This is a genomic window from Paenibacillus sp. FSL P4-0338, assembly GCF_038002365.1.
Lineage (GTDB): Bacteria > Bacillota > Bacilli > Paenibacillales > Paenibacillaceae > Paenibacillus_AQ.
The window spans coordinates 2,561,679-2,587,387 of record NZ_JBBOCG010000001.1; the positions used below are offsets into that span (position 1 = coordinate 2,561,679).

Annotated in this window: 28 protein-coding genes and 1 pseudogene; 1 reads left to right on the top strand and 28 read right to left on the bottom strand. The window is 53.8% G+C overall.

The window, feature by feature from the left end:
* Window positions 1-120: 120 nt before the first annotated feature.
* From dinG to MKZ07_RS11380, 13 genes are all read right to left on the bottom strand, one after another.
* Window positions 121-2,982, bottom strand: coding sequence for an ATP-dependent DNA helicase DinG (gene dinG, locus MKZ07_RS11320; RefSeq protein WP_341025856.1), 2,862 nt, complete (start codon window positions 2,980-2,982; stop codon window positions 121-123).
* 118 nt (window positions 2,983-3,100) lie between these two features.
* Window positions 3,101-3,739 (bottom strand): hypothetical protein, encoded by a 639-nt coding sequence (locus MKZ07_RS11325; protein WP_036698721.1) that lies wholly within the window; start codon window positions 3,737-3,739, stop codon window positions 3,101-3,103.
* 114 nt (window positions 3,740-3,853) lie between these two features.
* The gene (gene panD / locus MKZ07_RS11330) at window positions 3,854-4,237 is read right to left on the bottom strand and encodes an aspartate 1-decarboxylase (RefSeq protein ID WP_036698065.1); all 384 of its coding nucleotides are present in this window, start codon (window positions 4,235-4,237) and stop codon (window positions 3,854-3,856) included.
* Window positions 4,230-5,120 (bottom strand): pantoate--beta-alanine ligase, encoded by an 891-nt coding sequence (gene panC / locus MKZ07_RS11335; protein ID WP_036698067.1) that lies wholly within the window; start codon window positions 5,118-5,120, stop codon window positions 4,230-4,232. Before panC ends, panD begins: the two co-directional genes overlap by 8 nt.
* 1 nt (window position 5,121) lies before the next feature.
* A complete protein-coding gene (gene panB, locus MKZ07_RS11340) occupies window positions 5,122-5,988 on the bottom strand; it encodes a 3-methyl-2-oxobutanoate hydroxymethyltransferase (RefSeq protein ID WP_036698723.1) in 867 nt (288 codons plus the stop codon).
* Window positions 5,989-6,715: 727 nt separating this feature from the next.
* The gene (locus MKZ07_RS11345) at window positions 6,716-7,516 is read right to left on the bottom strand and encodes a biotin--[acetyl-CoA-carboxylase] ligase (protein ID WP_051493853.1); all 801 of its coding nucleotides are present in this window, start codon (window positions 7,514-7,516) and stop codon (window positions 6,716-6,718) included.
* Entirely contained in the window at window positions 7,509-9,011 is a 1,503-nt protein-coding gene (locus MKZ07_RS11350) for a CCA tRNA nucleotidyltransferase (RefSeq protein WP_341025862.1), read from the bottom strand. The genes MKZ07_RS11345 and MKZ07_RS11350 overlap by 8 nt, the downstream gene beginning before the upstream one ends.
* Window positions 9,012-9,021: 10 nt before the next feature.
* A complete protein-coding gene (gene bshA / locus MKZ07_RS11355) occupies window positions 9,022-10,179 on the bottom strand; it encodes an N-acetyl-alpha-D-glucosaminyl L-malate synthase BshA (protein WP_036698071.1) in 1,158 nt (385 codons plus the stop codon).
* 91 nt (window positions 10,180-10,270) lie between these two features.
* A complete protein-coding gene (gene bshB1, locus MKZ07_RS11360; RefSeq protein ID WP_341025866.1) occupies window positions 10,271-10,975 on the bottom strand; it encodes a bacillithiol biosynthesis deacetylase BshB1 in 705 nt (234 codons plus the stop codon).
* Window positions 10,972-11,397: a methylglyoxal synthase gene (gene mgsA / locus MKZ07_RS11365; RefSeq protein WP_036698074.1), complete on the bottom strand. Its 426-nt coding sequence runs from the start codon at window positions 11,395-11,397 to the stop codon at window positions 10,972-10,974. The genes bshB1 and mgsA overlap by 4 nt, the downstream gene beginning before the upstream one ends.
* A gap of 17 nt (window positions 11,398-11,414) precedes the next feature.
* Window positions 11,415-12,218: a 4-hydroxy-tetrahydrodipicolinate reductase gene (dapB, locus tag MKZ07_RS11370; protein WP_036698076.1), complete on the bottom strand. Its 804-nt coding sequence runs from the start codon at window positions 12,216-12,218 to the stop codon at window positions 11,415-11,417.
* Window positions 12,219-12,250: 32 nt separating this feature from the next.
* Complete coding sequence (locus MKZ07_RS11375) at window positions 12,251-12,772, bottom strand: tetratricopeptide repeat protein (RefSeq protein ID WP_036698078.1); 522 nt, start codon at window positions 12,770-12,772, stop codon at window positions 12,251-12,253.
* A gap of 59 nt (window positions 12,773-12,831) precedes the next feature.
* Window positions 12,832-13,161: a nucleotide pyrophosphohydrolase gene (locus MKZ07_RS11380; RefSeq protein ID WP_036698080.1), complete on the bottom strand. Its 330-nt coding sequence runs from the start codon at window positions 13,159-13,161 to the stop codon at window positions 12,832-12,834.
* Between the two features lie 167 nt (window positions 13,162-13,328).
* Here MKZ07_RS11380 and MKZ07_RS11385 point away from each other — a divergent pair, with 167 nt between their 5' ends.
* A complete protein-coding gene (locus MKZ07_RS11385; RefSeq protein ID WP_036698082.1) occupies window positions 13,329-14,201 on the top strand; it encodes a YitT family protein in 873 nt (290 codons plus the stop codon).
* A 93-nt stretch (window positions 14,202-14,294) separates the two neighbouring features.
* On the opposite strand, the gene MKZ07_RS11390 is transcribed toward MKZ07_RS11385, so the two are convergent.
* The 15 genes and pseudogenes from MKZ07_RS11390 to hisC all read right to left on the bottom strand — a co-directional run bounded on the left by MKZ07_RS11390 (window position 14,295) and on the right by hisC (window position 25,686).
* The gene (locus MKZ07_RS11390) at window positions 14,295-15,194 is read right to left on the bottom strand and encodes a sporulation protein YpjB (RefSeq protein ID WP_341025869.1); all 900 of its coding nucleotides are present in this window, start codon (window positions 15,192-15,194) and stop codon (window positions 14,295-14,297) included.
* A gap of 55 nt (window positions 15,195-15,249) precedes the next feature.
* Window positions 15,250-15,897, bottom strand: coding sequence for a DUF1405 domain-containing protein (locus MKZ07_RS11395; RefSeq protein ID WP_051493855.1), 648 nt, complete (start codon window positions 15,895-15,897; stop codon window positions 15,250-15,252).
* A gap of 121 nt (window positions 15,898-16,018) precedes the next feature.
* On the bottom strand, window positions 16,019-16,891 hold the full coding sequence (locus tag MKZ07_RS11400) for a menaquinol-cytochrome c reductase cytochrome b/c subunit (RefSeq protein WP_036698083.1): 873 nt from the start codon (window positions 16,889-16,891) through the stop codon (window positions 16,019-16,021).
* Between the two features lie 23 nt (window positions 16,892-16,914).
* Entirely contained in the window at window positions 16,915-17,586 is a 672-nt protein-coding gene (gene qcrB / locus MKZ07_RS11405) for a menaquinol-cytochrome c reductase cytochrome b subunit (protein ID WP_036698729.1), read from the bottom strand.
* Window positions 17,587-17,591: 5 nt separating this feature from the next.
* The gene (locus MKZ07_RS11410; protein WP_036698085.1) at window positions 17,592-18,146 is read right to left on the bottom strand and encodes a ubiquinol-cytochrome c reductase iron-sulfur subunit; all 555 of its coding nucleotides are present in this window, start codon (window positions 18,144-18,146) and stop codon (window positions 17,592-17,594) included.
* A 221-nt stretch (window positions 18,147-18,367) separates the two neighbouring features.
* Entirely contained in the window at window positions 18,368-18,793 is a 426-nt protein-coding gene (locus MKZ07_RS11415) for a DUF2487 family protein (protein ID WP_341025874.1), read from the bottom strand.
* 121 nt (window positions 18,794-18,914) lie between these two features.
* The gene (locus MKZ07_RS11420) at window positions 18,915-19,094 is read right to left on the bottom strand and encodes an IDEAL domain-containing protein (protein WP_036698090.1); all 180 of its coding nucleotides are present in this window, start codon (window positions 19,092-19,094) and stop codon (window positions 18,915-18,917) included.
* 18 nt (window positions 19,095-19,112) lie between these two features.
* Window positions 19,113-19,619, bottom strand: coding sequence for a gamma carbonic anhydrase family protein (locus MKZ07_RS11425; RefSeq protein WP_341025876.1), 507 nt, complete (start codon window positions 19,617-19,619; stop codon window positions 19,113-19,115).
* Window positions 19,620-19,630: 11 nt separating this feature from the next.
* The gene (locus tag MKZ07_RS11430; protein WP_341025877.1) at window positions 19,631-20,719 is read right to left on the bottom strand and encodes a hypothetical protein; all 1,089 of its coding nucleotides are present in this window, start codon (window positions 20,717-20,719) and stop codon (window positions 19,631-19,633) included.
* A gap of 89 nt (window positions 20,720-20,808) precedes the next feature.
* Entirely contained in the window at window positions 20,809-21,396 is a 588-nt protein-coding gene (locus MKZ07_RS11435; RefSeq protein WP_076156638.1) for a histidine phosphatase family protein, read from the bottom strand.
* A gap of 218 nt (window positions 21,397-21,614) precedes the next feature.
* Window positions 21,615-22,058 (bottom strand): hypothetical protein, encoded by a 444-nt coding sequence (locus MKZ07_RS11440; RefSeq protein ID WP_051493856.1) that lies wholly within the window; start codon window positions 22,056-22,058, stop codon window positions 21,615-21,617.
* Between the two features lie 51 nt (window positions 22,059-22,109).
* Window positions 22,110-22,205 (bottom strand): annotated as a pseudogene (locus tag MKZ07_RS33570) (anti-sigma factor family protein); the annotation flags it as partial.
* A gap of 5 nt (window positions 22,206-22,210) precedes the next feature.
* Window positions 22,211-22,798 carry an RNA polymerase sigma factor gene (locus MKZ07_RS11445; RefSeq protein WP_036698105.1) on the bottom strand — a complete coding sequence of 196 codons (588 nt, stop codon included), beginning with the start codon at window positions 22,796-22,798 and terminating at the stop codon, window positions 22,211-22,213.
* 637 nt (window positions 22,799-23,435) lie between these two features.
* Window positions 23,436-24,530 carry a prephenate dehydrogenase gene (locus MKZ07_RS11450; protein WP_036698108.1) on the bottom strand — a complete coding sequence of 365 codons (1,095 nt, stop codon included), beginning with the start codon at window positions 24,528-24,530 and terminating at the stop codon, window positions 23,436-23,438.
* 58 nt (window positions 24,531-24,588) lie between these two features.
* A complete protein-coding gene (hisC, locus tag MKZ07_RS11455) occupies window positions 24,589-25,686 on the bottom strand; it encodes a histidinol-phosphate transaminase (protein ID WP_036698111.1) in 1,098 nt (365 codons plus the stop codon).
* Between the last annotated feature and the right edge of the window lie 23 nt (window positions 25,687-25,709).

The window sequence follows — 25,709 nt, forward strand, 5'->3', positions numbered from 1 at the left end:
GTTGTGTTATACCCGTTCAATTATAGCAACCGTGCCCCCCGCCTGCCGGATCGGCAGGACAGGGCGGGAACGGATCTTCAGGTTAATCATGACTTATTAATAATAGCAATAGCAGATGAATTAGGAAACCCCGCCGTCTTCCAGCCATTCGGCAATTCTCGGGACCATCTGCTCGGTGAGCATATGCTCCATCTTGGGACCGGGGAGTGAATACAGGAAGTACTTTCCGTAATGCGATTCAATTACTCTAGTATCGTACACAATTACGATGCCCCGGTCCTGCGCCGTGCGGACCAGCCGCCCGAAGCCCTGCTTGAAGCGGATGACTGCCTGCGGCACGGACAGCTTCATGAACGGGTTCTTCTTCTGTGCCTGAAGCAGCTCCGACTTCGCTTCTGCCAGCGGGTGATTCGGCGGCTGGAACGGCAGTCTGACAATCGCCAGGCAGGTCAATGCTTCTCCCGGAATATCTACCCCTTCCCAGAAACTGCTGGTACCGAGCAGGACCGAAGCCGGGCTGTCCTGGAAGCGGCGGATCAGCTTGCTCCGGCTGCCGCCCTCCACACCTTGTCCGAGCACCGCGATATCCTGGGAGGCAAGCGCCTCCTTCAGCGGGTCATAGACCTGGCGCAGCATCTTGTAGGAGGTGAACAGCACCAGCATTCGCCCTCGTGTAGTTACAGCAGTCTCGGCGAGGGAATGAACAAGCGTGTCCACAAAACGGGCATCCCCTATACTTCCCTTGACGCTCGGGAAGTCGCGGGGAATGACCAGCAGAGCCTGCTCCCGGTATTTAAACGGCGACGGAAGCAGCGCTGTCATCAGACGCCCCTGCTCCGCAGCTTCACCAAGGCCCAGGTTATCGATCATGAACTGGAAGGACTTATCCACGGATAAGGTGGCCGAGGTCAGGACAATACTCTTCTTCTTGTCGAAGAACAGCTCCCTGAGCTGGGTACTGACATCTACAGGAACGGCATACATTTGCAGCGACTTGCCTTTATAATTACCGCTTCCCTCCAGCCAATACACGATATTCTCATCGTTCAGGCCCATGAAGAAGCGGATCTGCTCTCTAATGGATGCCAGATCCTTAAATAACCCGCCGATATCGGTCACAAGACTGTCCGAGGAGGATTGGCTGTCCGTGTCACGCATCTCACTGAGCATCTTGTCACCCTTGCGGATGATATCGCTCAGACTGAGGTTCAGCGTATTCTCAAGGGCCGCCAACTCCTCCCAATCCTTCGGCTTCTTGCCCGGCTGCAGGCGGGCCACCAGCTGGCCTGCTTCACCGGCTCCGGCATCGCTGCGCTCGGGCAGCAGGCTGAAGAGCCGGTCGCTGAGCGCATCCCAAGATTCCTTCACCGTCAGCAGATCGGGATAGATCCGGTCGATCACGCCGCTCCATTCGGAAGCCTGCTCACTGCCCGAAGACTGCAGACTCTGGCGGAGGGCAGGCAGCTGCCCGCTCCGGCTATCCTTATAGAGGCGGGTGAGGGTATGGGCGAATGTGAAATATTTCATCTGCATGCCAAGATGCTTGCCGGCAATATCTTCCAGATGATGGGCTTCATCAATCACAAGATGATCGTAAGCCGGAAGTAGCTGATGCCCGGCTTTGACATCTGCGAACAGCTTGGAGTGATTGGTGACCACCACATCAGAGATCCCGGCTTCATGCTTGGCCCGGTGGTAATAGCATTTGCGGAACCAGGGACAAGCCCGTCCCAGGCAGGAGTCGGTATCACTGGCTACAGTCTCCCAGAAATCGCCGCCCCGTCCGCTTAAGTTAAGCTCCTCATCATCGCCGGTCGTCGTCTGGGTCAGCCAGACAAGCATTTGCGCAGCGGTGAGCGCTTCTTCTCTTGGACTCGTAAAGTCCTTTTTATTCATTCTATGTTCGAACTTGCGCAGACACAAATAGTGCCCTCTTCCCTTAAAGATGGAGGCCTTGAACGGGAACGGCACAACGCTGGTTAAGAGTGGGATATCCCGCTCACGCAACTGGTCCTGAAGGTTAATGGTATGAGTGCTGACCATCACCTTTTGATCACTTTTCACACTATGGTAGATGGCCGGAAGCAGGTAACCCAGCGACTTGCCGGTGCCGGTTCCCGCTTCAATCAGCAGATGCTTGTCCTTCTCAAGCGCTGTAATGACCTCATGGATCATCAGCTCCTGGGCCTCACGGCTCTCATACTGTGGAAGAACAGCCTTCAGCCGCTTCGTTACCTCATCCATATACTCTTCAAAGGTAATATTCTCCAGCGGATTGACGTTTCCTTCCTCCCGGGGCGTTGCCAACTCTGCCCAATCCCCCACAGCCAGCGCAAGCTGGCGGTAGAAGCTCAGCTCTCCTTCCGGCTGAAAGGTCTCCATCTCCCGCTCCCGCAGCAGACCGTCGAAATACCAGGCCAAATCACTGTCTTCGTCTGCGAACAGCTCATTCAGCCGCTGAATAGTCAACAGCGGCAGACTGTGCAGCTCTTCCAGACATTTAAGCAGCACAATAGCCGTGGCAAGCGCATCACTGTCAGCCTGATGGGGACGGTCATGCGTAATGCCGAAGTGGCTGCTTACCGCGCCTAGCTGATAGGTGCTCAGCGAGGGAAAGCATATTTTGAGAAAATCGATGGTATCCAGAATCCGCCCCTGAAACGGCAGGTAGCCGCAGCGGTCCAGCGCATTCTGCAAAAAATGAAAATCAAACGCTACATTGTGTCCGACGAGGACGACATCATCCAGCAGCGGCACCAGCTCCATCATCATCTCATCAAGCTCTGGCGCATCCTGTACATCACTGTCTGTAATTCCGGTCAGGCCCGTAATAAAAGGAGGAATGGGTGCTCCGGGCTTGACGTAGGAACCATACACCCGGGAGATCGTCCCGTCTTCTTCTATAATGGCAAGGCCAACCTGGATGATTTCTCCCACAGATTGGGTTCCCGTAGTTTCAAAATCAAGCACGGCAAATTTCATTATAAGTTCTATTCCCTTTCACTTGAGACTCTTTATCAGCATAACAGAAGTTACGAAAAAAGGCGATGCACACCCCAGAAAGTGGTGGGGCGCATCGCCTAAAGGAACCGGGAAAAAGTTATAAAAGCGAAACCAGCTGATGGCCAAACTCCAGCTTCCCGCCCCGTCTGCGGCATACCTCCAGATTCACATTCGGCTCCGGCAGATCCGGGTCATGCAGCAGCGACAGGCTAAACAGCTCACTGGCTTCATTAAAGCGTTCCTGGGAAGCACGGATACAGCCCAGCGCATTATAGATCATCGCCTTCAGCTTCACCTCACGGATCAGGCCCAGCATGTGATCCAGATGTCCCCAGGCAATCTCGCCTTCACCTTCCTGCAGATAAGCCATGGCCAGATACAGGCGGGCAGCGAGGCTATCCGGATATTGTGCCGTAACCTCCCTGAACTGTTCAATGCACTTGCGGTACATCAGCAGCTTGTAATAGCCCTGGCCCCTGACAAAAGCATCCATCCCAAGCTCGGGCGCTTCCTCTTCCGGCAACTCCTCTGGCGGACCCTGGAAATCGGCCTGTTCCCGGAACTCGCTCAGCTTCTCGGCGAAGAGCAGCCACTCATCCATTACATTATCACTGATTCGGTGGAGCATATTATACTTGGATAAAAGATCGCTTCGGCGGGCACCCTCCGCAGTAGGATAGTCGGTTTTGATCTCCTGGAGCATCTTGTTCATCTCAGCAAATAAATGTTGAAACACCGGACATCCCACCCTTACTGATAATGAAGTCAGCTTAAGCTTGCCTTCCTTCATTTTTAGCAAGTACAGGTGTCTTCATCCCTGCCATTGATTACATGGCTCAAAGCGCGGACTTCAGGCAATTGTAGCGTGAATCTCATGATCCGCCAGCTTCACCGGCTTGTTGCCTTCATCAACGAACACCACCGTCGGCTTATGCGCTGCCAGCTCTTCTGAGGACACCACAGCGTAGGAAATAATAATCACGGTATCGCCGGGCTGTACCAGACGAGCTGCTGCCCCGTTCAGACAAATGACGCCGCTGCCGCGCGGACCTGGAATGACATAAGTCTCCAGACGGGAACCATTATTATTATCCACGATCTGCACCTTCTCGTTCTCCAGCAGGTCTGCGGCTTCCATCAGATCCTCATCAATGGTAATGCTGCCCACATAATTGAGATTGGCTTCGGTGACCGTTGCCCGGTGGATCTTGGATTTCATCATATGTCTAAACAAGAGCGTGCGCCTCCTTAGGAATAAATACATTATTATCAATCAGACGGGTTCTGCCGAACTTCACAGCCAGAGCCATTATAACCTCTCCGCCCGCTTCCGTCAGCCTGCTGGCGCCTTCCAGCTTTTCCAGATCAGGGAAGGTTAGAATCTCCGCATAATCAATGACCGCAAACGGCGATTCAGAAATGACCGAGACCAGCAGACCGCGTGCTTCATCTACCGTACGGATGCCGCCCTCTTCCATAGCCTGGCGCACTTCGCGCAGGGAACGCGATAATACCAGCGCCTGTCTGCGCTCCTCGCTGCTCAGATAGACATTACGGGAGCTGAGCGCCAGCCCGTCTTCCTCGCGCACAATAGGACAGGCGATGATGTCCACGTTCATGTTAAGATCAGACACCATCCGGCGGAGAACAGCTACCTGCTGGGCATCCTTCAGTCCGAAAAAGGCGTAATCCGGCTGCACGATATGGAACAGCTTGCTGACCACAGTAGTTACCCCGTCAAAATGTCCCGGACGCGAAGCGCCGCAGAGCTGTGTGGTAAGCGCGGAGACCGATACGCCTGTACGGATCGGCTGCGGATACATCTCTTCAACACTAGGGATGAACACCAGGTCCGCACCTTCACGTTCAGCCAGCTCCAGATCCCGCTGTTCATCCCGTGGATAGGAAGCGAAGTCCTCATTCGGGCCAAACTGCAGCGGATTGACAAAAATACTCATCACCACCGTGCCGCTCTTCTCCCCTGCCTTACGCAGCAGACTGGCATGTCCTTCGTGCAAATATCCCATGGTGGGTACAAAACCAACAGGGCCATGGCCCCCCTGACGCATATATTCAAGCGCTTCGCGCAGTTCAGCAATCGTTCGGATGACTCTCATGTTATTTCGCTCCTTTGCCGGCATTGCCGTATAAAGATTCCAGAACCGTCTCGTCCGCGCTGAACACATGCTCTTCCGCAGGGAACGAGCGGTCCTTCACTTCCTGAACATAGCTGGTGATGCCTTCACGGATCAGGGAGCCTACATCGGCGTAGGTTTTGACGAATTTTTTCTCCCGGTAAGGGGAGGCATACCGCAGGACATCATGGAAAACCAGAACCTGTCCGTCACAGTAACGCCCGGCACCAATGCCTATGGTCGGTATGCTGACCGCCCGGGAGATCGCCTCAGCCACCTCTTCTGTCACCAGCTCCAGCACAATGCCGAAGGCCCCTGCGGCTTCCAGCGCCTTCGCTTCGTCCATCAGCCGCTGTGCATCCTTGGCATCCTTACCCTGAATCCGGTAGCCGCCGATCATATTGACCGACTGCGGGGTCAGGCCGATATGGCCGAGCACCGGAACTCCGGCAGCGACAACAGCGGATACTGCGGAGCAGATTTCGAGGCCGCCTTCCATTTTGACCGCATGGGCCTGGCCTTCCTGCATCAGTCTGCGCACACCGCGCAAGGTCTCATCCACGCTTCCGTGGTAGGTCATGAACGGCATATCTGCCACTATAAAAGTATTAGGCGCCCCGCGCTTCACCGACCGGGTATGGTAGACCATATCCTCTATGGTAACCGGCAGCGTGGTATCATAACCAAGCACGACGTTCCCCAAAGAATCACCGACCAGAATCAGATCAATGCCGGCTTCTTCCGCCAACTGGGCTGAAGGGTAGTCATAAGCGGTCAGCATGCTCAGGGGCACACCGTCCGTTTTCATTTTTTTCATCTTGATAATATTCAGTGCGTGTTTGTCTGCCATGTTGCTCTCATTCCCCTTTTCCATAAAATACGCGTTCTCCGCGCAAACAAAAAAACCTTTTAGCATGGTCCGCTAAAAAGGTCCGAAGGGCAAAAAAGAGTCACTCGCGATCGTCCCTTCTGTCTCGGTCCTTACGGCTCAGAGCAGAATCCAACGTAACCGTTACATCCAGTTATGAAGGTACATCCGGTAAACAATGTCCTGTTCAAAGATACAACTTACGTGAGTACAGCTCGCCATGCGATGCCGCCTCATGAGCACAGTATACCAAAAAAACACAAAAATAAACACCTCAAGTGGAAACGGCTTAGCCGTTCTTTTAAAGGACGGTACCGTTTCGGCGAGAAATAGAAGGCTGCATTCGCAGCTAAAAACAGAGATTCAGGGGTTCGTGTAATGAAACCCTTTCACCCCAAAAAATCTAACGGACTGAAGAGACCTTATTCCCACGATAACGCCCCTTTTGCAGCGTAACGGACTCAGGAGATCTTATCATCTTTGTGCGAGACGTTTTGGAGCTGAATTGCAGGGGATAAGGTCCTTGCGGTCCGTTAACCGCCCAAGTGACTACTTTCTTTATGCATAAGAGCACCTCAGTCCGTTATGCTAAGCCAAACGCCCTAAAGAACAACCCCCGCTTGGAAAAGATGTGATGTGAATTGAAGGAGAACTGTTTCTGCTCCACTAATTTAAATCTGATGAGGTACTAGTTAAATCTGATGCTCTTCTAAATCATTTCAATTTCGCCGGACAGTACGCTCACTACCTCACCGGATTCGTTACGCAGCAGCAGCCCGCCGTTGTCGTTCAGTCCGACAGCAGTGGCCTCGGTGCGGCCCTGGGGAGTGTTCAAGCTTACCTGACGGCCCAGTGTTACCGACATCGACTCCCACAGCTCCTTCACGGGCTGGAAGCCTTGCTCCAGATAGACATGATATAAATATTCGAGTTCCGCAAGCACAGCTTCCGCAAGCCTCGTGCGGTCTACAGGAATGCCGCCGCCTTCGATCAGCAGCGATGTACCAATCCCGCGCAGCTCCTCCGGGTAATCTTCTCCGGTCAGATTGGCAGCGATGCCGATACCTGCGATACAGTAATGCAGCCCGCCTTCCCGAAGTGAGGATTCCAGCAGAATTCCGCAGATTTTGCGGCCGCCGGCCAGCAGGTCATTCGGCCACTTGATGCCGGCAGGCACCCCGGTAACCTCACGGATCGCTGTGCAGACAGCCACTCCGGCCAGCAGCGTCAGCTGCGGAGTCACGGCCAGCGGCAGATCCGGACGCAGCACCAGGCTCATCCAGATTCCTTTGCCGTGAGGGGAATGCCATTTGCGGCCCATCCGCCCGCGCCCGCCGGTCTGCGCTTCGGCCATGACTGTTGTTCCTTCCGGGGCGCCGCCCTCGGCAAGTTTTTTGGCTTCCTCCTGTGTCGAACCGACTGTATCCAGCCGCTGAATTCCCTTGGACCAGCCGGGAACGAACGCCTCCCGCTTCAACACGCCGGAACGCTGCGCATGACCGCTATTCATCGCTATCCATCCTTTGCGCTGCTTGCAGCAGTAATTGGGTGTCATTAGCAAGGTCGCCTGCCGCGACAGCCAGAAGAAGCTGGTGCAGCAATACGCCCAGCCAAGGGCCGGGACGCTTCTCCAGCGCCGCTGTCACCTCATGGCCGCTCACCGCCAGCTCAGCGAGCGTGCGGACCTTTATCTCTGCGGTCCAGGACCGCAGGAGGCTGGTGGTGACAGGGGGGATGGAGCTTGCCATTGTAGGCGCTTCAGGGACGGCTGCCGATGTGGCAGGTGCGGCAGCGTATGCAACAGGCACATCCTCCGCCGTGGAGGGTTCGACTGTGGCAGGGACGTCATCCGACGTGGCGGGTGCGTCAGCGAGAAAGTCATGGACATCTGCCGACGTGCCTCGCGCAATTGCGGCTGTGGCCGGGCTGCGCGCCCCTGCGCCAACAGCGGGCGCGGCGTCAGCCCCCGCCGCCTCAAGCAGCGTCAGCCACCCTTCGGCGGCTGACTGGCCATGGCCCAGCACGGCGGCGATCCACCGCCGCCGCAGCAACTCCCCGGCGCCGGAAGCCTCCGGACGCGCCGAGGACAACGCCGCGTCCCAAGCTTCGCGGACGCGGAGCACGGCGACGACGCCAGTGCGCGTCGCCCCCGGGAACGTCCATGCCCGCAGGAGCTCATCGGCGGAAGCCGCCGATGATCCCAGGGCATGCAGCAGGAGCGCCCAGCGCAGGCGGGCGCTCTCCAGGTTCCCGAGACCGGCAAGGCAGGCGGCGGCAGCCGCCAGGTCACGGCCGGTCCAAGGGAACGGCGCTTTGCCGCGCGGCAGCAGGCCGCTGCGCAGCAGGAGCCCCAGCCCGCGCTGCGGGTGCGGGCCTTCCAAGATGCGCTCCACCTCGGCGCGCACCCGCTCCACAGCAATATGCGCCAGCTTGTCACGCTGGCGCAGCAGACCGCGCCAGGTATTCTTCGCGATCGCGAAATCCAGCACAGAAGCAAAACGTACGCAGCGCAGCATCCGCAGCGCATCCTCCTCGAAGCGTTCCTCCGCTTCGCCTACACAACGGATCACGCGGAGCTTGAGATCACGCTCCCCCCCGAAAGGGTCAATCCGCCCGCCGTCGAGACCGCAGCAGATAGCGTTGATCGTGAAGTCACGGCGGCGGAGATCTTCCCGCACATCCCTGACGAATACAACATGCTCCGGACGGCGGTGATCGGCATAGCCGCTCTCCGTCCGGTAGGTCGTAACCTCTAAGCTGTAGCCCTCCTGCAGCACAGTGATCGTGCCATGCGCCAGTCCGGTAGGAACACAGCGCGGAAACAGGGCCATCACCTCCTCCGGCAGTGCGGAGGTAGTGATGTCTATATCATGCACCGGACGGCCCAGCAGCTCATCGCGCAGGCAGCCGCCGACGAAATAAGCTTCATGGCCGCCTGCCGCTAGGCCTGCAATAACAGTCCCGGCGGCTTCAGCCATGCCGGGTGGTGCCATTCTCCATTCCATATCGTACTCCTTACCCCAGGATCGGGTCTAATCCGGATACCTTGCGCCCGAGCACACGGTAATAAATATCTTCATATTGATTGGTGATCATATCTCTGCTGAAATCATTGCAGGACCGCTCCAGGCAGGCGCGCCGGAAGCTCTCAGCCATCGCCTCATCCGAGAGAAGCCGGACGGCATATTCTGCCATCGATTCCGTATCGCCGACCGGTGCAAGGAATCCGGTCTTGCCATGCTGAATCAGCTCCGGAATTCCCCCGGCCTGCGAGCCAATGGTCGGAACGCCGCAAGCCATCGCTTCCAGAGCGACCAGCCCGAAGCTCTCCTTCTCAGAAGGCAGCAGAAGCAGGTCCGCCAGGGAGATCACCTGGGCAATCTCATCCTGCTTACCCAGGAAGCGGACATGATCGTCGAGACCCATCTCGCTGATCTTGGCTTGAATCTTAGGCAGGTCAGGGCCTTCGCCAACCAGCAGCAGCTTGGAAGGCACCTGCCGGTTCACCTTGGCGAACACATCCACCACATCACTTACCCGCTTGACCGGGCGGAAATTGCTGATATGCATAAGAATCTTCTCATCCGGGGCTGCGAAGTCGCCGCGCAGATCCGTTACATCCCGGGGATAATAGACACGCTTATCCACGAAATTATAAGTCAGATCAATTTCACGCGTGATATCAAGCGCCTTGCGGGTCTCCTTGATCAGATCACGGGAGACTGCGGTTACCGCATCACTCTCGTTAATGCCCAGCCGGATCAGATCCTTCAGGGATTCATCCTGGCCCAGCACTGTAATATCCGTGCCGTGCAGCGTGGTAACCACTTTGATATCATTGCCAAGGATCTGCTTGGCCAGATAAGCACATACCGCATGCGGGACCGCATAATGGACATGAAACAGATCCAGATTCTGCATTTTGGCTACCTGCGCCATCTTGGTTGCCAGCGCCAGATCGTATGGCGGATAGCGGAAAACATAATAATCGTTAACCTCTACCTCATGGTAAAAGATGTTTTTCTGAAATGTTCCCAGCCGAAACGGGATGCTGTGGGTAATAAAGTGAACCTCATGGCCTTTTTCAGCCAATAGCTTGCCCAGTTCAGTTGCCACCACACCCGAGCCGCCAAGAGAAGGATAACAAGTGATGCCTATCTTTAGCCGCTCCATAGCTCCGCCCCTTCATTTAACTTAGCTCTATTACTTCAAGTAACGATATGAATTAATTATAGTTGTTTTCCGGGCTTTGTCGAGTTGCGCCTTATCCGCGTGCAGCGCTGAACAGATCTACAGTATACGGAACCTTACCAGCGAACCCTTCGGCAAAAGGAATGAGCCTGCGCTGGCCGAGCAGCATATCTCTTGAACGGACGCGCTCGATATACCCTTCCGTCAATGGCGTTGCAACGGCATCTTCACCCGGAGCGAGTCCGAACTGGGAACGGTAGCAGGACAATGCCTGCTCCTTCAGCGGATACTGCGCAGTCACATCGACAATCAGATCCGTCCGCCCGAGATCATTAATGAAGTAGAAATATAACTCAGGCTCCGGAATGGCAGGCTTGTCCGACATATATTTGCGCAGCTTGGCATTAAAAACCGCTTCCTCCACCAGCTTACTGCAGGCAATATGATCGGGATGGCGGTCTTCCCAGTAAGGAGCAAATACGATGGACGGAGCATAACGGCGGATTTCCGCTGTTACAGCCGCCAAATGGCCCTCTGTCATATACAGGCCACGGTCAGGCAGCCCCAGATTCGTTCGCACCGCCGCGCCCAGCACTACGGCAGCCTGCTGTGCCTCCTGTTCCCGAAGCTCCACCGTTCCGTTCGAAGACATCTCTGCCCGGGTCAGATCGCACATTCCCACCTTGAAGCCGGAGGCAGTATGCTTGGCAATCGTACCTGCCATGCCGATCTCGGCATCATCCGCATGCGCACCGAATACCAGGATGTCAAGCTTCATGACTCGTCCACACCCGGCTTATATTTATGTACCAGCTCACGCCAGCCGAAATCTCCCCGGTCAATAGCCTTCACCAGGATTTCTGCTGTAGCAATATTCGTGGCAACTGGAATCCCGTACACATCACACAGCCGGAGCAGCGCCGTAATATCCGGTTCATGCGGCTGGGCCATCAGCGGATCCCGCAGGAAAATAATCAAATCCAGCTCATCCGTAGCGACCATCGAGCCGATCTGCTGGTCGCCGCCAAGCGGCCCGGACATGTACCGGTGAATGGAGAGCTTGGTCACTTCCATGATGCGCTGGCCCGTAGTTCCGGTGGAGAATAATTTATGCCCTTCGAAGACATGCTCATAAGCGGTTACGAAATTAACTATTTCATCTTTTTTGCGGTCATGTGCGATAAAAGCAATTTTCAACATTCTGTTTCTCTCCCCGTCTATTCTATAAAATGCTCAAAACCATAAATCATGCCGGTATAGCCCATCACCTTTTGAATCCCAAGCTTGACTCCAGGCATATAACCCGCACGCTCATAGGAGTCATGACGGATCTTCAGCGACTGTCCGAACCCGCCAAACACAACCTCCTCCTGGGCAAAAACACCCGGAAGACGCACACTGTGAATACGGAAGCCGTTATAATACCCGCCGCGCGAGCCTTCAATAATCTCTTCTTCCTCCGGATGTCCCTGGCGGAGCTCCTGCCGCGCCTCAGAGATCATCTCTGCCGTCTTAATCGCTGTTCCTGAAGGAGCATCCAGCTTCTGGTCTCCGTGATATTCGATAATTTCGAGATGAGGGAAATACTTGGCGGCCTGGGCAGCGAATTTCATCAGCAGGATCGCACCGATGGAGAAGTTAGGCGCAATTAATCCGCCGATTCCCTGCTCCTGGCATTGCTTGTCCAGCCCGGCGATCTGCTCCGGCGTGAAGCCGGTGGTACCGATAACCGGACGGACGCCGTACTTGACCGCCAGTGCAGTATTGCTATATGCCGACTGTGGAATGGTAAAATCTACCATCACATCAGCCTCTGTATCTGCAAGCGCAGTCTCCAGATCCGAAGTCACAAGTACACCGCAATCCTCAAGGCCAACCAGCCGTCCCGCATCTCTGCCATGTGCAGAGCGGTCAACCGCTGCTGCCAGCTCGAGTTCATCATCCTGCAATACCAGCTTCACAACCTCTTTGCCCATTCTGCCTCCGGCTCCGGAAACAACAATCCTGATCTTGTCACTCAAATGAATTCTCCCCGCTTTCCCTGGCTCTGTTATTATTGTATATAGTGTTGCAGCGATTTCTGCAGATCCTTCATCAGCAGACGCAGTCCGCTGTCATCCGGGTGCAGCGACATGACTTCTTTCAATACTGCAATCGCCTGCAGATGTTCATTCATCCGGCTGTGCGCAATCGCCAGCCATACATAAGCATCCCCGTAGAGAGGGTCAAGCGATACAGCTTCCTTCAGCAGTGTAATCGGATGGTACGGATTCACACTGTCCGCTGCTTCATCCTCCAGCAGCCGCTTCGCTTCCTGTACAAGCTTAAGGGCCTGCAGATGCTGAAGATGCAGCTGATAGTCCGGTTTGGTCCCATCCAGCCTGCGTGCGGCTATAGCATGTTCAAGTGCTTTATCCAGCATGCCGCTGCGGGCATAGGTAATAGAGCAGCGGTATCTGACTTCTGCATCATCAGGACTAGCAGCAATGGCCGCCTCGAACAAGATGATGGCCTCAGCAAAGTCACTGCGCAGTATCGAGCGGTAGGCCGCTTTTACATAATCATTATGATCCATATCCTCACCATCCTTACGGCTAAATCCCGTTCGTTTGGTACAGCATATGTAGCATAGGCCTAATCGGTGTTTTTGGGCGTCCAGCGCCCGGCATCACGCGTATTGAATTTATGCATAACCTTATTATGTGCCTCAGTTAAATCTATACCGAGTGAATTGGCGAAGCAAACGGTAATGAAGAGAATGTCGCCCAGCTCCAGCTCAATCGAATTATCAGCTTCATCCGCTTTTTTCGGCTTCTCGCCGAATTGATGGTTCACTTCGCGCGCCAGCTCTCCGACTTCCTCGGACATCCGGGCCAGCATCGACAGCGGACTGAAGTAGCCTTCTTTAAACTGTGAGATATAGGCATCCACCTCACGCTGAATGTCACCAAGACTTTTATCCATAAATTTCCCTTTCACCCCCGTGTATTCTTGCCTTCTGTTTGCCCCTATGTTATCGTAAAGACGTTTTGAAGACAAATCTTTTTTGAAATGACGCCTGGAGCTTACGTGCTCTCCGGGGGGATCATTACATATAAATTGCCCATTTAGAGGCGTAGGCGAGGGATGTTATGAGTTCAACCGTTAAAATCAGCACAGTCAGCAAAACAGTGGCCCCCATCATGCTGGGCACGGCCATCTACGCATTCGGACTACTGTATTTCATTATTCCCAACCAGCTGATGGAGGGCGGAGTTACCGGGATTACCATCCTGCTCAATTACGCCTTTAACATCCCGATCTTCTTAACCACACTGCTGCTGAACCTCCCGCTCTTTCTGCTCGGCTGGAGGGTGCTCGGGGCGAATCAGATCGTCTATACGGGACTAGGCATCGGCGCCCTGTCTTTTTTCCTCTGGTTATTTGAGCGGATGATCAAGGCAGGGTGGATTGTGACGTTCAGTACCGAGCATGATTTTATTCTTGCTTCATTATATGCAGGGGTTACCCTGGGTCTGGGTCTGGGGATTGTCTTCCGCTTCGGGGGCACCACCGGGGGTGTAGATATTGTTGCACGTATACTCGGACGCAAGTTCGGCTGGAGTATGGGTCAGATTATTCTGGCCGTAGATATCATCATTATCGGGGCTTCCCTGCTCTACATTCCCCGCGAAAAAATACTATACACTCTCGTGGCAGTCTTCATCGCCTCACGCGTAATTGATTTCATTCAGGAGGGGGCCTACGCCGCCAAAGCCTTCACCATTATCAGCGACGAGGCTCCGCAGATTGCCGAGCTGATCACCGCAGAGCTGGAACGCGGCGTGACGCTGATCCCGGCAATCGGCGCCTATTCTAAGCAGGCCAAGCACATGGTCTACTGTGTGGTCTCCAGACAGGAGATCCGCCGGCTCAGCCTGCTGGTGAAGTCGGTGGACCCTAAAGCCTTCGTAATAATCAGTGACGTTCATGATGTTCATGGCGAAGGCTTCCGGGAGACCTGATCTACACACACATAAGGGCGGCCCCCCGCAAGCAGGCAATAGCTGCTAGTGGAGTCCGCCCTCTTTTGTATCCTCTGTTACCTCAGCTTAACGCTACACGGTCTTCAAATCCCGCTTTTGGCCGCGGTACTTACGATAAGCCGTATACACCAGCACCGTAAAGATGAACGCGCCTGCCAGCAGAGCCCAGCCCCCGTATTGCTGCGGAGCCAGCGGCAGCGACAGAACCGGCTCGTTCCGCTCCTTGCCGAACATTACTCTTGCTGCATCCTGCCCATAGGATACAATCTCGAGCAGGCGGGCCCGTTCCACTGGCTGCTCCGAACCTGCCACCCCTCCTGCGTAAGACAGCCAGGAATCAAAGGCGTTCACCGCTTCAGCAGGCCGGGAGATGATGACCGCAGGCCGGATATTCGCATACCGGCTCTGAAGTCTTGCCAGCGCCGCTGTCCAGCGCTTCATGTCATTCGCGGCGGCGCTTTGCTCCATATCGTTCAGATCCTCACGGATCAGCTTATAATACTGCAGCCACATGGGCTGGCGGGGATGATTCAGGCTGTTAGCGGCAAGCCGCAGCTTCGCCGCAGCCGCTTCCCATCTCTCCGGGGACGGCTGGGCCGCAGCCAGTGCCGACTTCATATCCAGGATCACAGATGATAGAGCATTGACCCCCTCTACTGAGGTCATCCCTTCAAAGGATGAAGAGATGAAGATCTGTGAAATCTCCTCTGCTTCCTGGCGGGCCTTCAGCACATCGCCTTCAAGCACATAGCCGTACAGAGCTTCCGCCGACTGCTCCAGCCGCTGCGCTCCGCTTCTGGCCGTAAGCGCAGCGGGATCACTGGGTACACTTGCGGCTGCTTCTATGTAAGCTGTACTTCCCTGGTCTGCAGCGGCATCCCCTGCTTCAGCCTGAACGCGGCCTCCGCTAATACCGGCGAGCAGCCAGCACAGCAGGATTCCTGACATTATGAATACTTTTCTGCGCGGCATAAGACATCCCTCCCACCTTAATGTATGGCGGAAGGACAAGAGTTAGAACGGAGGCTCAGCGCTTCACGGCAGTTCTGTGCGGAAGTGCCGGACGCCTTGTCCGGCCGCAGAACAGCCAGGCAGCGGCCGTACTGAACAGCGTAAGCCCCATGGTGGAGTACTGAACAACGATAAGATCATCATCAAGCACTGAGGGCAGCCATGGATACACGCCTTGTGAATAATCCACTATATCATTAGCGAACGTCCACGCAAGCGCCACTGGCAGCATCCTCCGGAAGGTGAAGAACCGGGCATAGATCAGGGCTTCCACAGCCATTCCGGTATGGGAGATCATCAGCATCCAGTCCTTCCAGGTGATGGAATCCCCCTGATAACCACCGGCCACAATGATACTGACCGCCCATATCCCGTACTTCACCGATGTTAACACAGCCAACGCTTCAATCAGCTCACGCACCAGCGTTCCTGTAAGCCCTCTTGGCGGATAGAGCAACAGCAGCAGTGCAGCTGTGAAGAACAGACTAGCCGTAGGGCTGTCGGGAACGAACGGCAGCAGCCAGAGCGGTTCAGTCTGCGCTGTGAACGTGAGCTGATTGCCATACCACATATATCCGTAGACCGTCCCCAGCAGATTCACGATAAACAGCAGCCATATTATTCTTCGGTCCCTAAATAACTTCTCAAACCAATGACCCGGCATACGAACAACTTCCCCCCGACTGTAGCAGCTTCATTTCATTACAAGACTGATTTCATTACAACACTCATGACATAACAAAAACCTGAGCGCATATACGATCAGGTCCTGCGTTACTGTTATTTTACTGTCCGCTTTTTTGTTTGGCAAGCCAGCCGGCCAGCTCATCGATATCCTGCTCGGTCAGTCCTGCCCCCATAGCTGTCTCAACCATTGGCGGCATCTGGCCCTTACCTTCTTTTATAATAGCAAGGATCGCCGCCTGATCATGCTTATCGCCTACACCGCGAAGTGAGGGACCATTCGCTCCCTTTAGCTCTGCCGCATGACAGGAGATGCAGGTAGCCTTCTTATAGAGCTCCATGGCCGGATCATCCTTGTCCACAATGGCAATAGCTTTCGGTTTGACGGCACTTGTGGTTGGCAAGCCCGCGGCCTTGTTCTCGGCGGCCTTCTCTTCGCGCTGAACATCCTCTGGAATCTGACCGGTTTCAGCCATCTCATGCTTGTATTCTGTCCAGGCTGTGTTGGTTAAATAGACGATTGCAGCGAGGGACAGGAACATCAGCGAGGATGCAATCGGTCTGCGGTAGAACCGCCGCTCCGGGCCGGTATCCAGGAAAGGAGCCAATAGCAGGGCCCCGAAGGCCACGCCTGTCACGCCCAGCGTTCCGAGCACGATATAATCACCTGAAGCATAAGGAAGCTTCAAATACTGATAGAGGAACAGGAAATACCAGTCGGGAATCGGAATAACCGATGCTGCCGGATTGGCAGGGAACCCGAGCGGAGCCGGCTCCGAGATGGTCAGAACCAGAATTCCCACTAGCACCACTACGCCAACCATCCATTCCTTGAGCAGAAAGTTAGGGATAAAGGCTTCCGATTTGCCCGGATACGCCGTATAATCCGGCGGGGTAATGAATCCGTTTCCTCTGCGGACCCGGGAATCCCCGACGAATACCACCTTCTCTTTGGAGTCGTCTCCGTGTGCCATGACCGTGCCTCCTATACGTTATTTTATAGCGGACCGGATATGCCTTGTCTGCGGATCATAATGAAGTGCCCGACAAGCAGTATAAGCAGAACCGCCGGGAGGAAGAATACATGTAAGGCGAAGAACCGGGTCAGCGTCTCGGCGCCGGCAATATTGCCGCCCTGCATCAGCTCCTTGAGCACCGGCCCCATGAACGGAACCGAATTGGCGATCTCCAGCGTAACCTTGGTGGCGAAGTACGCCTTATTGTCCCACGGAAGCAGGTAACCGGTCAGTCCCAGTCCCAGCATGACGAAGAAAATCAGCATCCCCACTACCCAGTTCATCTCGCGCGGAGCCTTATACGAACCGGTGAAGAACACACGCATCGTATGAAGGAACATCATGACAATGACGAGGCTCGCGCCCCAGTGGTGCATGCCGCGGACGATTTTACCGAAGGCGACCTTGGTCTGCAGATATTCCACACTGGCGTAGGCATTAATGATATCCGGGACATAATACATGGTCAGAAACATTCCAGAGAGTATCTGTATTACAGTGATGAAGAACGTTAGTCCGCCGAAGCAGTATACAAAGGCTGAAAAGTGGTGTGCGGGATTGACATGCTCGGGGACCTCGTGGTCGGCAACATCTCTCCAGATCGGTGTAATATCCAGACGTTCGTCAATCCAGTTATATACGTTTTTGAACACGCCGTTCACGCCTCCTTCGCCGAAACAGTATTAGGGACGATTTCACCGAGATATACCCAGCCTCCGTCAATCTTGGTGGTGTATTGGTCCAGCGGCTTGGCAGCCACCGCCAGTTGCCGGCCCTGCTTCGTATAGCGGGCGCCATGGCAAGGGCAATGATATTCATCTGGAAACGCCTTGTCATTATTCCAGCCTACCGTGCAGCCCAGATGCTTGCAGATGGGTGAAAGCGCATAAATATCTCCGTTCGCGTCTTTACGAATCCACGCCGTAAGCATCGCTGTACTGGCATACCATCCGTCCTGCTGCGGAAGCTCGAAAGTGAACTCCTGGGGCTCCTCTGTAATTTTGGACGCTTCCGCTACCTTGATGAATTCTCCCTCGCCTTTTTTCTGCAGAATCGGATCTACAGCAAACCGGACCATCGGCAAAAGAACTCCGGCACCCATAAAGGCGGTAGCCCCTCCTAGCGTATAGGTCAAAAACTGTCTGCGTGACATCTCGTTTCGGCTGGGCGGTTCTTGCGGAAGTGACTCTTCTTCTTCATTAAGGCTGCTCATACTGTATGTAACCCCCTTTTCAAAATGTGAGAAGGCACCTGCAGAGTTGTTGCATAGGTATTTTAGGTAAAAAATCCGTTTTCAATGAAAAATATCACAGTTCATATAAGTTCATCCTAATCATAGCTTAGGGTCCAAAACCCGTCAAGAATATTGTCTAAATTGTGACAGGCGTTTCCGGTGCTTTTTTAGTAAATTGTTGATTTTCCGTCACATTTAACTCATTTCCCATTCTGCCATAAGGCCTGGATTTCACTACGTACATATGCGCTTACCGAGGCTCTGGAATCGGACATTATCTCAGTCAGGCAAAGGAGTAAATCGCTTTCAAAAACATCCTCCTTACGCAGTCCTGCATTAGCAGACATCACGATTACGTACTGGAAGCCGCTGGATTTGACTTTTCGGCAAAGTTCATTCACAATAGCTGTCATTCCGGTCCCTGCATACTGTACCGCCGGATAAGTCACGACCCGCCCCTTGTATGGTTGTTCGGCCAATTCCAGGAAATCACGCTGCCGTTCAAGTAACGTGGCGGTCTCAGGCGGATTCTCCGTACCCTGAAGTCCGCTATACGGAATGATGCAGGTATCATAATATTGACCGTCAATCTCCCAGGCTCTTCTGTCAAAATCACTGAATTTCATAGATTCGCCCCCTCTAGCCGCATCCCGCAGCATGCATTGTTACTTTAAAAGCATCATAAACAAGTGTATACGGCTTGGCAATCCCTATTACAGAAAAAAAGAAATGCGCCAGGCGCATTTCCTATGCCAAACTTTTCAGTTCTTCAGTCAGATTCCGGAAAGCCGCCTCATCACCAGCAGCCAGCGCCGTGTCGATCTTCCGGTACAACATGTCGGTACGACGCTTTCTTAACGCTTCATCCCACACCATTTCCGCAGCCAGCCCCAGCATCACTTCATAAGTAGCCTTCATTTTGTCCATTCGATACACCTCCGCTGTTTAAGAAATTCCGTATTCTAATGCTTTTTTTACATAGCTTTCACTTGTGCGTGCCATCCTCAGCAGATCCTGCTCAGTCAATTCACGGACCACTTTGGCCGGTATGCCCAAGGAGAGCGTGTACGGAGGAATGATTTTGTTCTCGGTTACAATGGAGCCGGCTCCTACTAAAGCATATTCACCAATCTCTGCTCCGTTCAGTACAATTGCACCCATTCCGATTAATGTGCCCTTGCCTATCCGGCAGCCGTGGATGATTGCTGAGTGCCCGACCGAGATGTCATCCTCCAGCACCAGCGGCAATCCTTCCGCCACATGGCCGACCACACCGTCCTGGATATTGCAGCGCTTCCCGATAATCACCGGTGCCAGGTCACCGCGAAGTACGGCGTTGAACCAGACACTGGATTGTTTGCTTATTCTTACATCGCCAACGAGCTTTGCGCCTTCCGCCACATATACTGATTCGTCAAGCTGCGGTATGTAACTCCCATAGGCAATCCGCATCTCTCTCCCCCTTACCTGAGCAGATGCTTCGGCACTGCCGCCTCACATCCCCACGGTGTCATCACGACCACTGTTCCTGCGGGTTCCTCACCAAGCTTAAGCATGCCCAGATGCAGCATCATCCGCAAGATGCGCTGTTCGAGAATGGAAGCGGCGTCATCGTAATAAAAGGGCTTGATCAGCCAGCCGATCCCTTCTGACAGCGAGGCTGTGGTCACCCATCTGCCGGCACTTAGACTGATCCAGTAGACCAGCGAAGGCAAATTGGGAATAGCCCCTTTATACAGTCTTAACCAAAAGGAGAATAACTGCATCAGCTTCTCGGATTTTCCCTCCGCCAGAAAGTACTCGCCTGCGGCTGTAAGCTGAAGCCTGTAGCCTTCCTCAGAGATAAAGCGGCGGTGGCGGGCATAATCATACAGCAGGGCAAATCTGGGCGGATAATGCTCACAAGCCCTGCCGTAGCCGAACCTCCAGCCACCCTTGCCGAGCAAGGGCTCCGCAATCTGCAGCGCGTTCATCACTCCCTGCTGATTGCGCTTATAGAGCGCGCCTTCCTGGTTCAGCTCAGGCTCATTCTCCTTCACATACCGCAGGAACAGCAGCAGATCTCCGGCCAGCAAATCCCCCTCCCCCCTATACACCGCCGGCTCCGGGACAGGAACAATTCGCTGCTGCAAATACTGGCCCATCTGCACACGGAAGCGCTTCTTCAGATCCAGCGGGACCTGGAACAGATACCGGCTCTGCTGGGAGGCTCCGCTGAATAGCCAGCCGCTGTTCTTAAGCCGGCTGACCAGCTCGCGGTAGTCACCGCTTTTGCCGGGCGGGACATCGAAGGAAGCCTGCCTGGCGGCAGCCAGCAGATCCTCCATGCTGAAGTGACTGCGTTCATCGAAGAGCAGGCTGTTCAGCAAACGCAGCTCTCCCGGAGAACTCCCCTTAATATGAGACTCCATGAACTCCCGGCTGCCCAAGGTGATCAATATACTCTGAATCAAATCATGTTTGGAATTCCGTTTGCACTCACACTGATAGCGTCCCGCAATGGCGGTCAGCTGACCAATGTCTGCATAAGTGAGCATATCCGCCAGATTCATCTCTCATCGCCTCACTGTTTTACTACCATTATGGGAAATACAGCCCTTTTTATTCCTTTTGCGCAAAAAAAATAACCCGAAGGGTCGGGTTAATGCTGTTTTTGTAATATATGACGGGTACAGTTGTACACTAAAGGATTCCATTCCTGCTCGTTCTTCTCCAGAATCGTGAGTGAGAGATTGCCGAGCCGTTCCGAATATTTGTCTTTGTAAAGCGCGGTGTAGAGCTGCGCAAGGAATCCTCCATGGGAGATGACCAGAACATTCTTACCCGGGAAGCGGGCCGTAATATCCTCCAGGAATGCAAGACCCCGGACCTGAAGCGCCTCATCGCTCTCCTGCCCCAAAGACAGCAGCTTCCAATCCTTGCCCCATTTGGCTTCACGGGCTTCAGCTGTCATGCCCTCTACCTGGCCGTAGGCACGCTCACGGATACGGTCATCCGGCTCAAGCAGAGGAATACCCAGCTTGGCCGCTACGATCTTGCCGGTCTCTGCTGCACGCGACAAGCTGCTGGTAATACAATAGTCCCAGTGGTAAGGCTCACGCAGCAGCCGGTCACCCAGCATCTCAGCCTGCAGCCTGCCTTCATCATTCAGCGGAATATCACTTTGTCCCTGAATTTTACCTACCGCATTCCAATCCGTCAGCCCATGGCGTATTAAGCCGATCAGCATCGCCTATCACCGTTCCCTTCCCTTTGATGTTTGCTTAATAATGTAACACGAATGAAAACAAATGTCTTCTTTTTTAACACAAGTGGAAACGGCATTGCCGTCCTTTTAAAGGATGGTACCATTTCAGCGAGAAATAGAAGGATAATTTATAGTGTGCAACATATAAATTCTTATATTCAAATCAAAAACCCTCTTCTCCATACTCGGGAAGGGGGTTCTCATTGTCTGCGGTACCGGTTCAGACGGACCAGCAGGAATATGGATAATCCGACGCCCAGCGTCGACAATACCATCCAGTACTGCGGATGTGCAGGGCCCATATTGGCCACCAGCGGCTCAATGATCCCGCCCTCAGACTCCACCGGATATGAAGAAGACCAGTCCAGCGTTAAGCCTGCCACACCTGTCTCAACGATTCCGCTCTGTGCCGCCGTCGTATTCGAGGGAGTCTTGAACACGGTGAAATATAAGAAGCTGGAGATAAACACCGCTAAGAAACAGGCAATCCAGAGGGTTAAGCGATGCCGGAATACGGCCGAACTCCCCGCAGACTTCCCGTCACCGGGCATAAGCCAGGGGCTCTCCAGATAGATCCGCTCCATTACCTTACTGTTAATCGCTTCTGCCCGCTCGTCGCTGACATCAAATCTTGTATCCTGCATAAGCTCACTGGTCTCCTGCCACAGCGCCCATTCAGCACTGCAGTAGGAGCAGGTTGCGATATGTCTCTCAAGTCTAATCCGCCTGGGATCTGTGGGGGGAGCGTCCCACAATTGTGGAATGGAATCCTGCGCTTCCCTGCAATTCATAGGCCTTACACCCTCTCAGCCTGCTCTTCAACTTCAGGCTCATAGAAATAGGATTCGAGCTGCAGCTTCACACTGCTCCTTGCCCGGAACAGCAGTGACTTCACTGAGCTAACGCTCTGATCCAAAATCACGGCAATTTCCTGGTAATCCATCTGATCATATTCACGCAGAATCAGCGCGGAACGCTGTTTCTCCGGGAGATTGTTAATTGCTTCGCGGACGAGTTCCATCCGTTCCTTGCGTAATGCTGCCTGTTCCGGGGCAACATCAAGCGGTGCCACAGGCGTATATCCGCTCTCTTCGAGCGATACATTCCCGGCACGGTTCTTACGAAGTTCACTCAGCACTGTATTGCGGGCAATCGTGTACAGCCATGTGGAGAACGAAGCATCCACTTCCCTGAAGGAATGAAGACTCCGGAAGGCTTTGTAGAAGGTCTCTGAACAGAGGTCTTCGGCAATCAGCTCCATATGGGAGTTCTTCAGCATGTGGTACACAAACGCCAATATCTTGCGTTGATATCGTCGCATGAGTTCCGAGTATAATTCTGTATCGCCTTGCTTGATTAGCTGGATCAACTGGGAATCCGTCATGGTGAGTCGGCCCTCCTCGCCCTTGCACGTGTAATCCCGTCCGGTCCGTATCTACTTATACCGGGCAGGTAACAAAAAGTTGCGGCATTCCTTCAAATTTGCAGCACAAAAATCCAATCTTCCTATGTATATTCAACTTACCGTTATTTAAGGCTTCCAACCTTCAATTCATTTTCTAGACAGAAGAATGGCAGCATTCTCCCTAAAGGACAACACAGCCCGTCACCACTTGTTCAGCAAGCGGTTACCTATACTTGGAAGGAATCTATAAACATACTTAACCCAGTATAGCACAGTTTCTAACAGGAGGAAATTAATAGACTTTGAGAGAAGCACAGACAGACCGATGAAAGCGGTCTTTTTTTCTTTGAATAAAGTGTTGACAAAATGTAAACGGATACATATAATAAAAGTACAGTATGGTTTCTCTCCACTCCTATCCAAACACTACACGGTTCCAAGAAATTGTGAACTGTAACCGCTTATTATGTAAGCGGTCTTTTTTTTGTCCATTTTTACGAACATTTGGGTGTTTACTGAGCGCTTGTTTGTTGCGGGAGCCGGGGCATCCTCTGATAGCAGTTGGATTTCCTCCATTTATAAATAAGAGCCGGAGCATCCGGCCCCGGCCCTACTTTTACATATATACGGTATAATCATTCTCCTGCAGCAAAATTCTGGCCCGCTCCATATCGTTCTCCTGGCGGAAGGACAAGCGCATGATCCCGGGAACATCCTCGCGGCTCTCAATAATCTGCACATTGCTAAGGTTGATGCCCTGGTCGCCCAACTCCGTAGCAATGCGGCCGATAATGCCGGGATGATCGGGTACATCAATATGCAGATCGAACAGCGGAGTGATCATTCCCTTGCGCCGCTCAGGAAGCTGGCTGCGGAATTGATTCGCCTCCTGGAAGGCCGACTCGATCCCTGCACCATCCCCGCTCTCCAGCAGATGAATGAATGAGGACACTTCATCGTTCCAATCCTTCAGCAGCCGCAGCATCACAGAGCGGTTATTCAGCAGAATATCGCGCCAGATGATCGGATCGCTCGAAGCAATGCGGGTAATATCACGGAAGCCCCCCGCAGCAAGTGTGCTGTACAAGGAATCCGAATGGTCATATGCATGAATCTGATTCACTAGGGCTACCGCAATAATATGCGGCAGATGGCTGATCGCTCCAACAATCTCATCGTGGCGCTCCGGATCAAGCCGGACAATCTGGGCTCTCGTATGTAGCAGGAGCGACTCCAGAGCCTGGTATGCCTCTTCAGGTACGCCTGGCGGGGGCGTGAGCACGTAGTACGCATTCTCGAACAGTAAGGAGGAGGCTGCCTCTACGCCTGAACGCTCTGATCCGGCCATGGGATGGCCTCCAATGAAATGTACACCGGGAATATCCAGTGTAAGGGCACACGCGGCGATGCTGGCCTTGGTGCTGCCGACATCTGTAATGATGCAGCCCGGCTTCAGCGGCAACCTGCTTAACCGCTGAAGATAGTCCTCAAGCATTCCAACCGGCACACACAGAAAAATATAATCCGCATCCAGTGCTGCTTCTTCAAGTGATAATGTTGCTTGATCAACCACACCTCTGCTCACATATTTAGTCGCAGATTCAGGCCGGTGGGCATGGCCTACAACGGTCAGACCCTCCTTGCCTTTGAAGCAAAGGGCCAGTGAGCCGCCGATCAGGCCGACACCGAAAATTGCTATTTTTGTCGTCATGTTCTTAGTACTACCTGCCTTCTGTGGTATCGTCAATCCAGCTTCTGAGCCCTCACGGTTATGCGCGAACTTCCTGCTCCTTCAGCGCTTGCTCCAGGGCAGCTACGAAGGCTGTGTTCTGCTCGGCGGAGCCGATGGTCACCCGCAGGTAGGTCGGATACCGGTGGAAGCCTGTTCTGACGATGATTCCTTGGCGCAGCAACGTATCGAAGACTTCGCTAGCAGGCTTGCGTACATCCACCATAATGAAGTTGCCGTGAGCCGGGAACGACGTAAGCCCGAGACGCGCGAATTCCGCCTCAAGCTGCACAATCCCTGCACTGTTAAGCGCACGGCACTGCTGCACATATTCCTGATCGGAAAGTGCTGCCACTGCTGCCACCTGAGCCAGGCGGGTCGTATTGAACGGCTCACGCACCTGATTAATCAGAGAAATCACCTGCTGGCTGGCTACACCATAGCCGATACGGAGCGCAGCAAGACCATAGATCTTGGAGAAGGTACGAAGGACTACCAAATTAGGATATTTGTCGATCAGTTTAATGCCGTCGGTGTAGCTGAGATCGGTCACATATTCGTAATAGGCCTCATCCAGAACTACCATAACGCCAGCAGGTACTGCATCCAGGAACGAAATCAGAGCATCCTCGGGCACAATGGTACCGGTCGGATTGTTCGGATTGCAGATCCAGACGATCTTGGTCCGGTCAGTAATCTTCGCCAGCATCGCATCCAGATCATGCGTTCCGTCCTTAAGCGGGACTTCTATGGTTACTGCCCCTTCTATATCGGCATTGCTCTTATATACAGAGAAGGTCTGATCGGCCATAATCGTCTCGTCACCGGGCAGGAAGAAGGCACGGGCAATCAGAGCAATAATCTCATCCGATCCGCATCCAAAAATAATACGGTCACCCGCCACGCCCAGATGCTTAGCCAGCGCTGCCGTCAGCTCAGCGGCAGAGCCGTCCGGGTATAAAAAGAGGTTATCCAGCTCCGCTACAATAGCGGCCTTTGCACTTGGTGCAGCCCCGTAAGGGTTCTCATTGGATGCCAGCTTAATGACTTCGCTTAAGCCCAGCTCTTTCTTGACTTCTTCAATTGGTTTCCCGGGCTTGTAGACAGGAAGGTCAACAATATTCGGTTTTGGATTCATGGGTGATCCTCGCTCTCCAAAAG

Bases quoted from the DNA above. Each gene is read 5' to 3' on its own strand.
- dinG (WP_341025856.1), bottom strand. From the start codon at position 2,982: ATGAAATTTGCCGTGCTTGATTTTGAAACTACGGGAACCCAATCTGTG.
- panC (WP_036698067.1), bottom strand. From the start codon at position 5,120: ATGAGAGTCATCCGAACGATTGCTGAACTGCGCGAAGCGCTTGAATAT.
- panB (WP_036698723.1), bottom strand. From the start codon at position 5,988: ATGGCAGACAAACACGCACTGAATATTATCAAGATGAAAAAAATGAAA.
- MKZ07_RS11345 (WP_051493853.1), bottom strand. From the start codon at position 7,516: ATGAATAGCGGTCATGCGCAGCGTTCCGGCGTGTTGAAGCGGGAGGCG.
- MKZ07_RS11350 (WP_341025862.1), bottom strand. From the start codon at position 9,011: ATGGAATGGAGAATGGCACCACCCGGCATGGCTGAAGCCGCCGGGACT.
- bshA (WP_036698071.1), bottom strand. From the start codon at position 10,179: ATGGAGCGGCTAAAGATAGGCATCACTTGTTATCCTTCTCTTGGCGGC.
- bshB1 (WP_341025866.1), bottom strand. From the start codon at position 10,975: ATGAAGCTTGACATCCTGGTATTCGGTGCGCATGCGGATGATGCCGAG.
- mgsA (WP_036698074.1), bottom strand. From the start codon at position 11,397: ATGTTGAAAATTGCTTTTATCGCACATGACCGCAAAAAAGATGAAATA.
- MKZ07_RS11375 (WP_036698078.1), bottom strand. From the start codon at position 12,772: ATGGATCATAATGATTATGTAAAAGCGGCCTACCGCTCGATACTGCGC.
- MKZ07_RS11380 (WP_036698080.1), bottom strand. From the start codon at position 13,161: ATGGATAAAAGTCTTGGTGACATTCAGCGTGAGGTGGATGCCTATATC.
- MKZ07_RS11385 (WP_036698082.1), top strand. From the start codon at position 13,329: ATGAGTTCAACCGTTAAAATCAGCACAGTCAGCAAAACAGTGGCCCCC.
- MKZ07_RS11390 (WP_341025869.1), bottom strand. From the start codon at position 15,194: ATGCCGCGCAGAAAAGTATTCATAATGTCAGGAATCCTGCTGTGCTGG.
- MKZ07_RS11395 (WP_051493855.1), bottom strand. From the start codon at position 15,897: ATGCCGGGTCATTGGTTTGAGAAGTTATTTAGGGACCGAAGAATAATA.
- MKZ07_RS11400 (WP_036698083.1), bottom strand. From the start codon at position 16,891: ATGGCACACGGAGACGACTCCAAAGAGAAGGTGGTATTCGTCGGGGAT.
- MKZ07_RS11410 (WP_036698085.1), bottom strand. From the start codon at position 18,146: ATGAGCAGCCTTAATGAAGAAGAAGAGTCACTTCCGCAAGAACCGCCC.
- MKZ07_RS11415 (WP_341025874.1), bottom strand. From the start codon at position 18,793: ATGAAATTCAGTGATTTTGACAGAAGAGCCTGGGAGATTGACGGTCAA.
- MKZ07_RS11420 (WP_036698090.1), bottom strand. From the start codon at position 19,094: ATGGACAAAATGAAGGCTACTTATGAAGTGATGCTGGGGCTGGCTGCG.
- MKZ07_RS11425 (WP_341025876.1), bottom strand. From the start codon at position 19,619: ATGCGGATTGCCTATGGGAGTTACATACCGCAGCTTGACGAATCAGTA.
- MKZ07_RS11430 (WP_341025877.1), bottom strand. From the start codon at position 20,719: ATGAATCTGGCGGATATGCTCACTTATGCAGACATTGGTCAGCTGACC.
- MKZ07_RS11435 (WP_076156638.1), bottom strand. From the start codon at position 21,396: ATGCTGATCGGCTTAATACGCCATGGGCTGACGGATTGGAATGCGGTA.
- MKZ07_RS11440 (WP_051493856.1), bottom strand. From the start codon at position 22,058: ATGCAGGATACAAGATTTGATGTCAGCGACGAGCGGGCAGAAGCGATT.
- MKZ07_RS11445 (WP_036698105.1), bottom strand. From the start codon at position 22,798: ATGACGGATTCCCAGTTGATCCAGCTAATCAAGCAAGGCGATACAGAA.
- MKZ07_RS11450 (WP_036698108.1), bottom strand. From the start codon at position 24,530: ATGACGACAAAAATAGCAATTTTCGGTGTCGGCCTGATCGGCGGCTCA.
- hisC (WP_036698111.1), bottom strand. From the start codon at position 25,686: ATGAATCCAAAACCGAATATTGTTGACCTTCCTGTCTACAAGCCCGGG.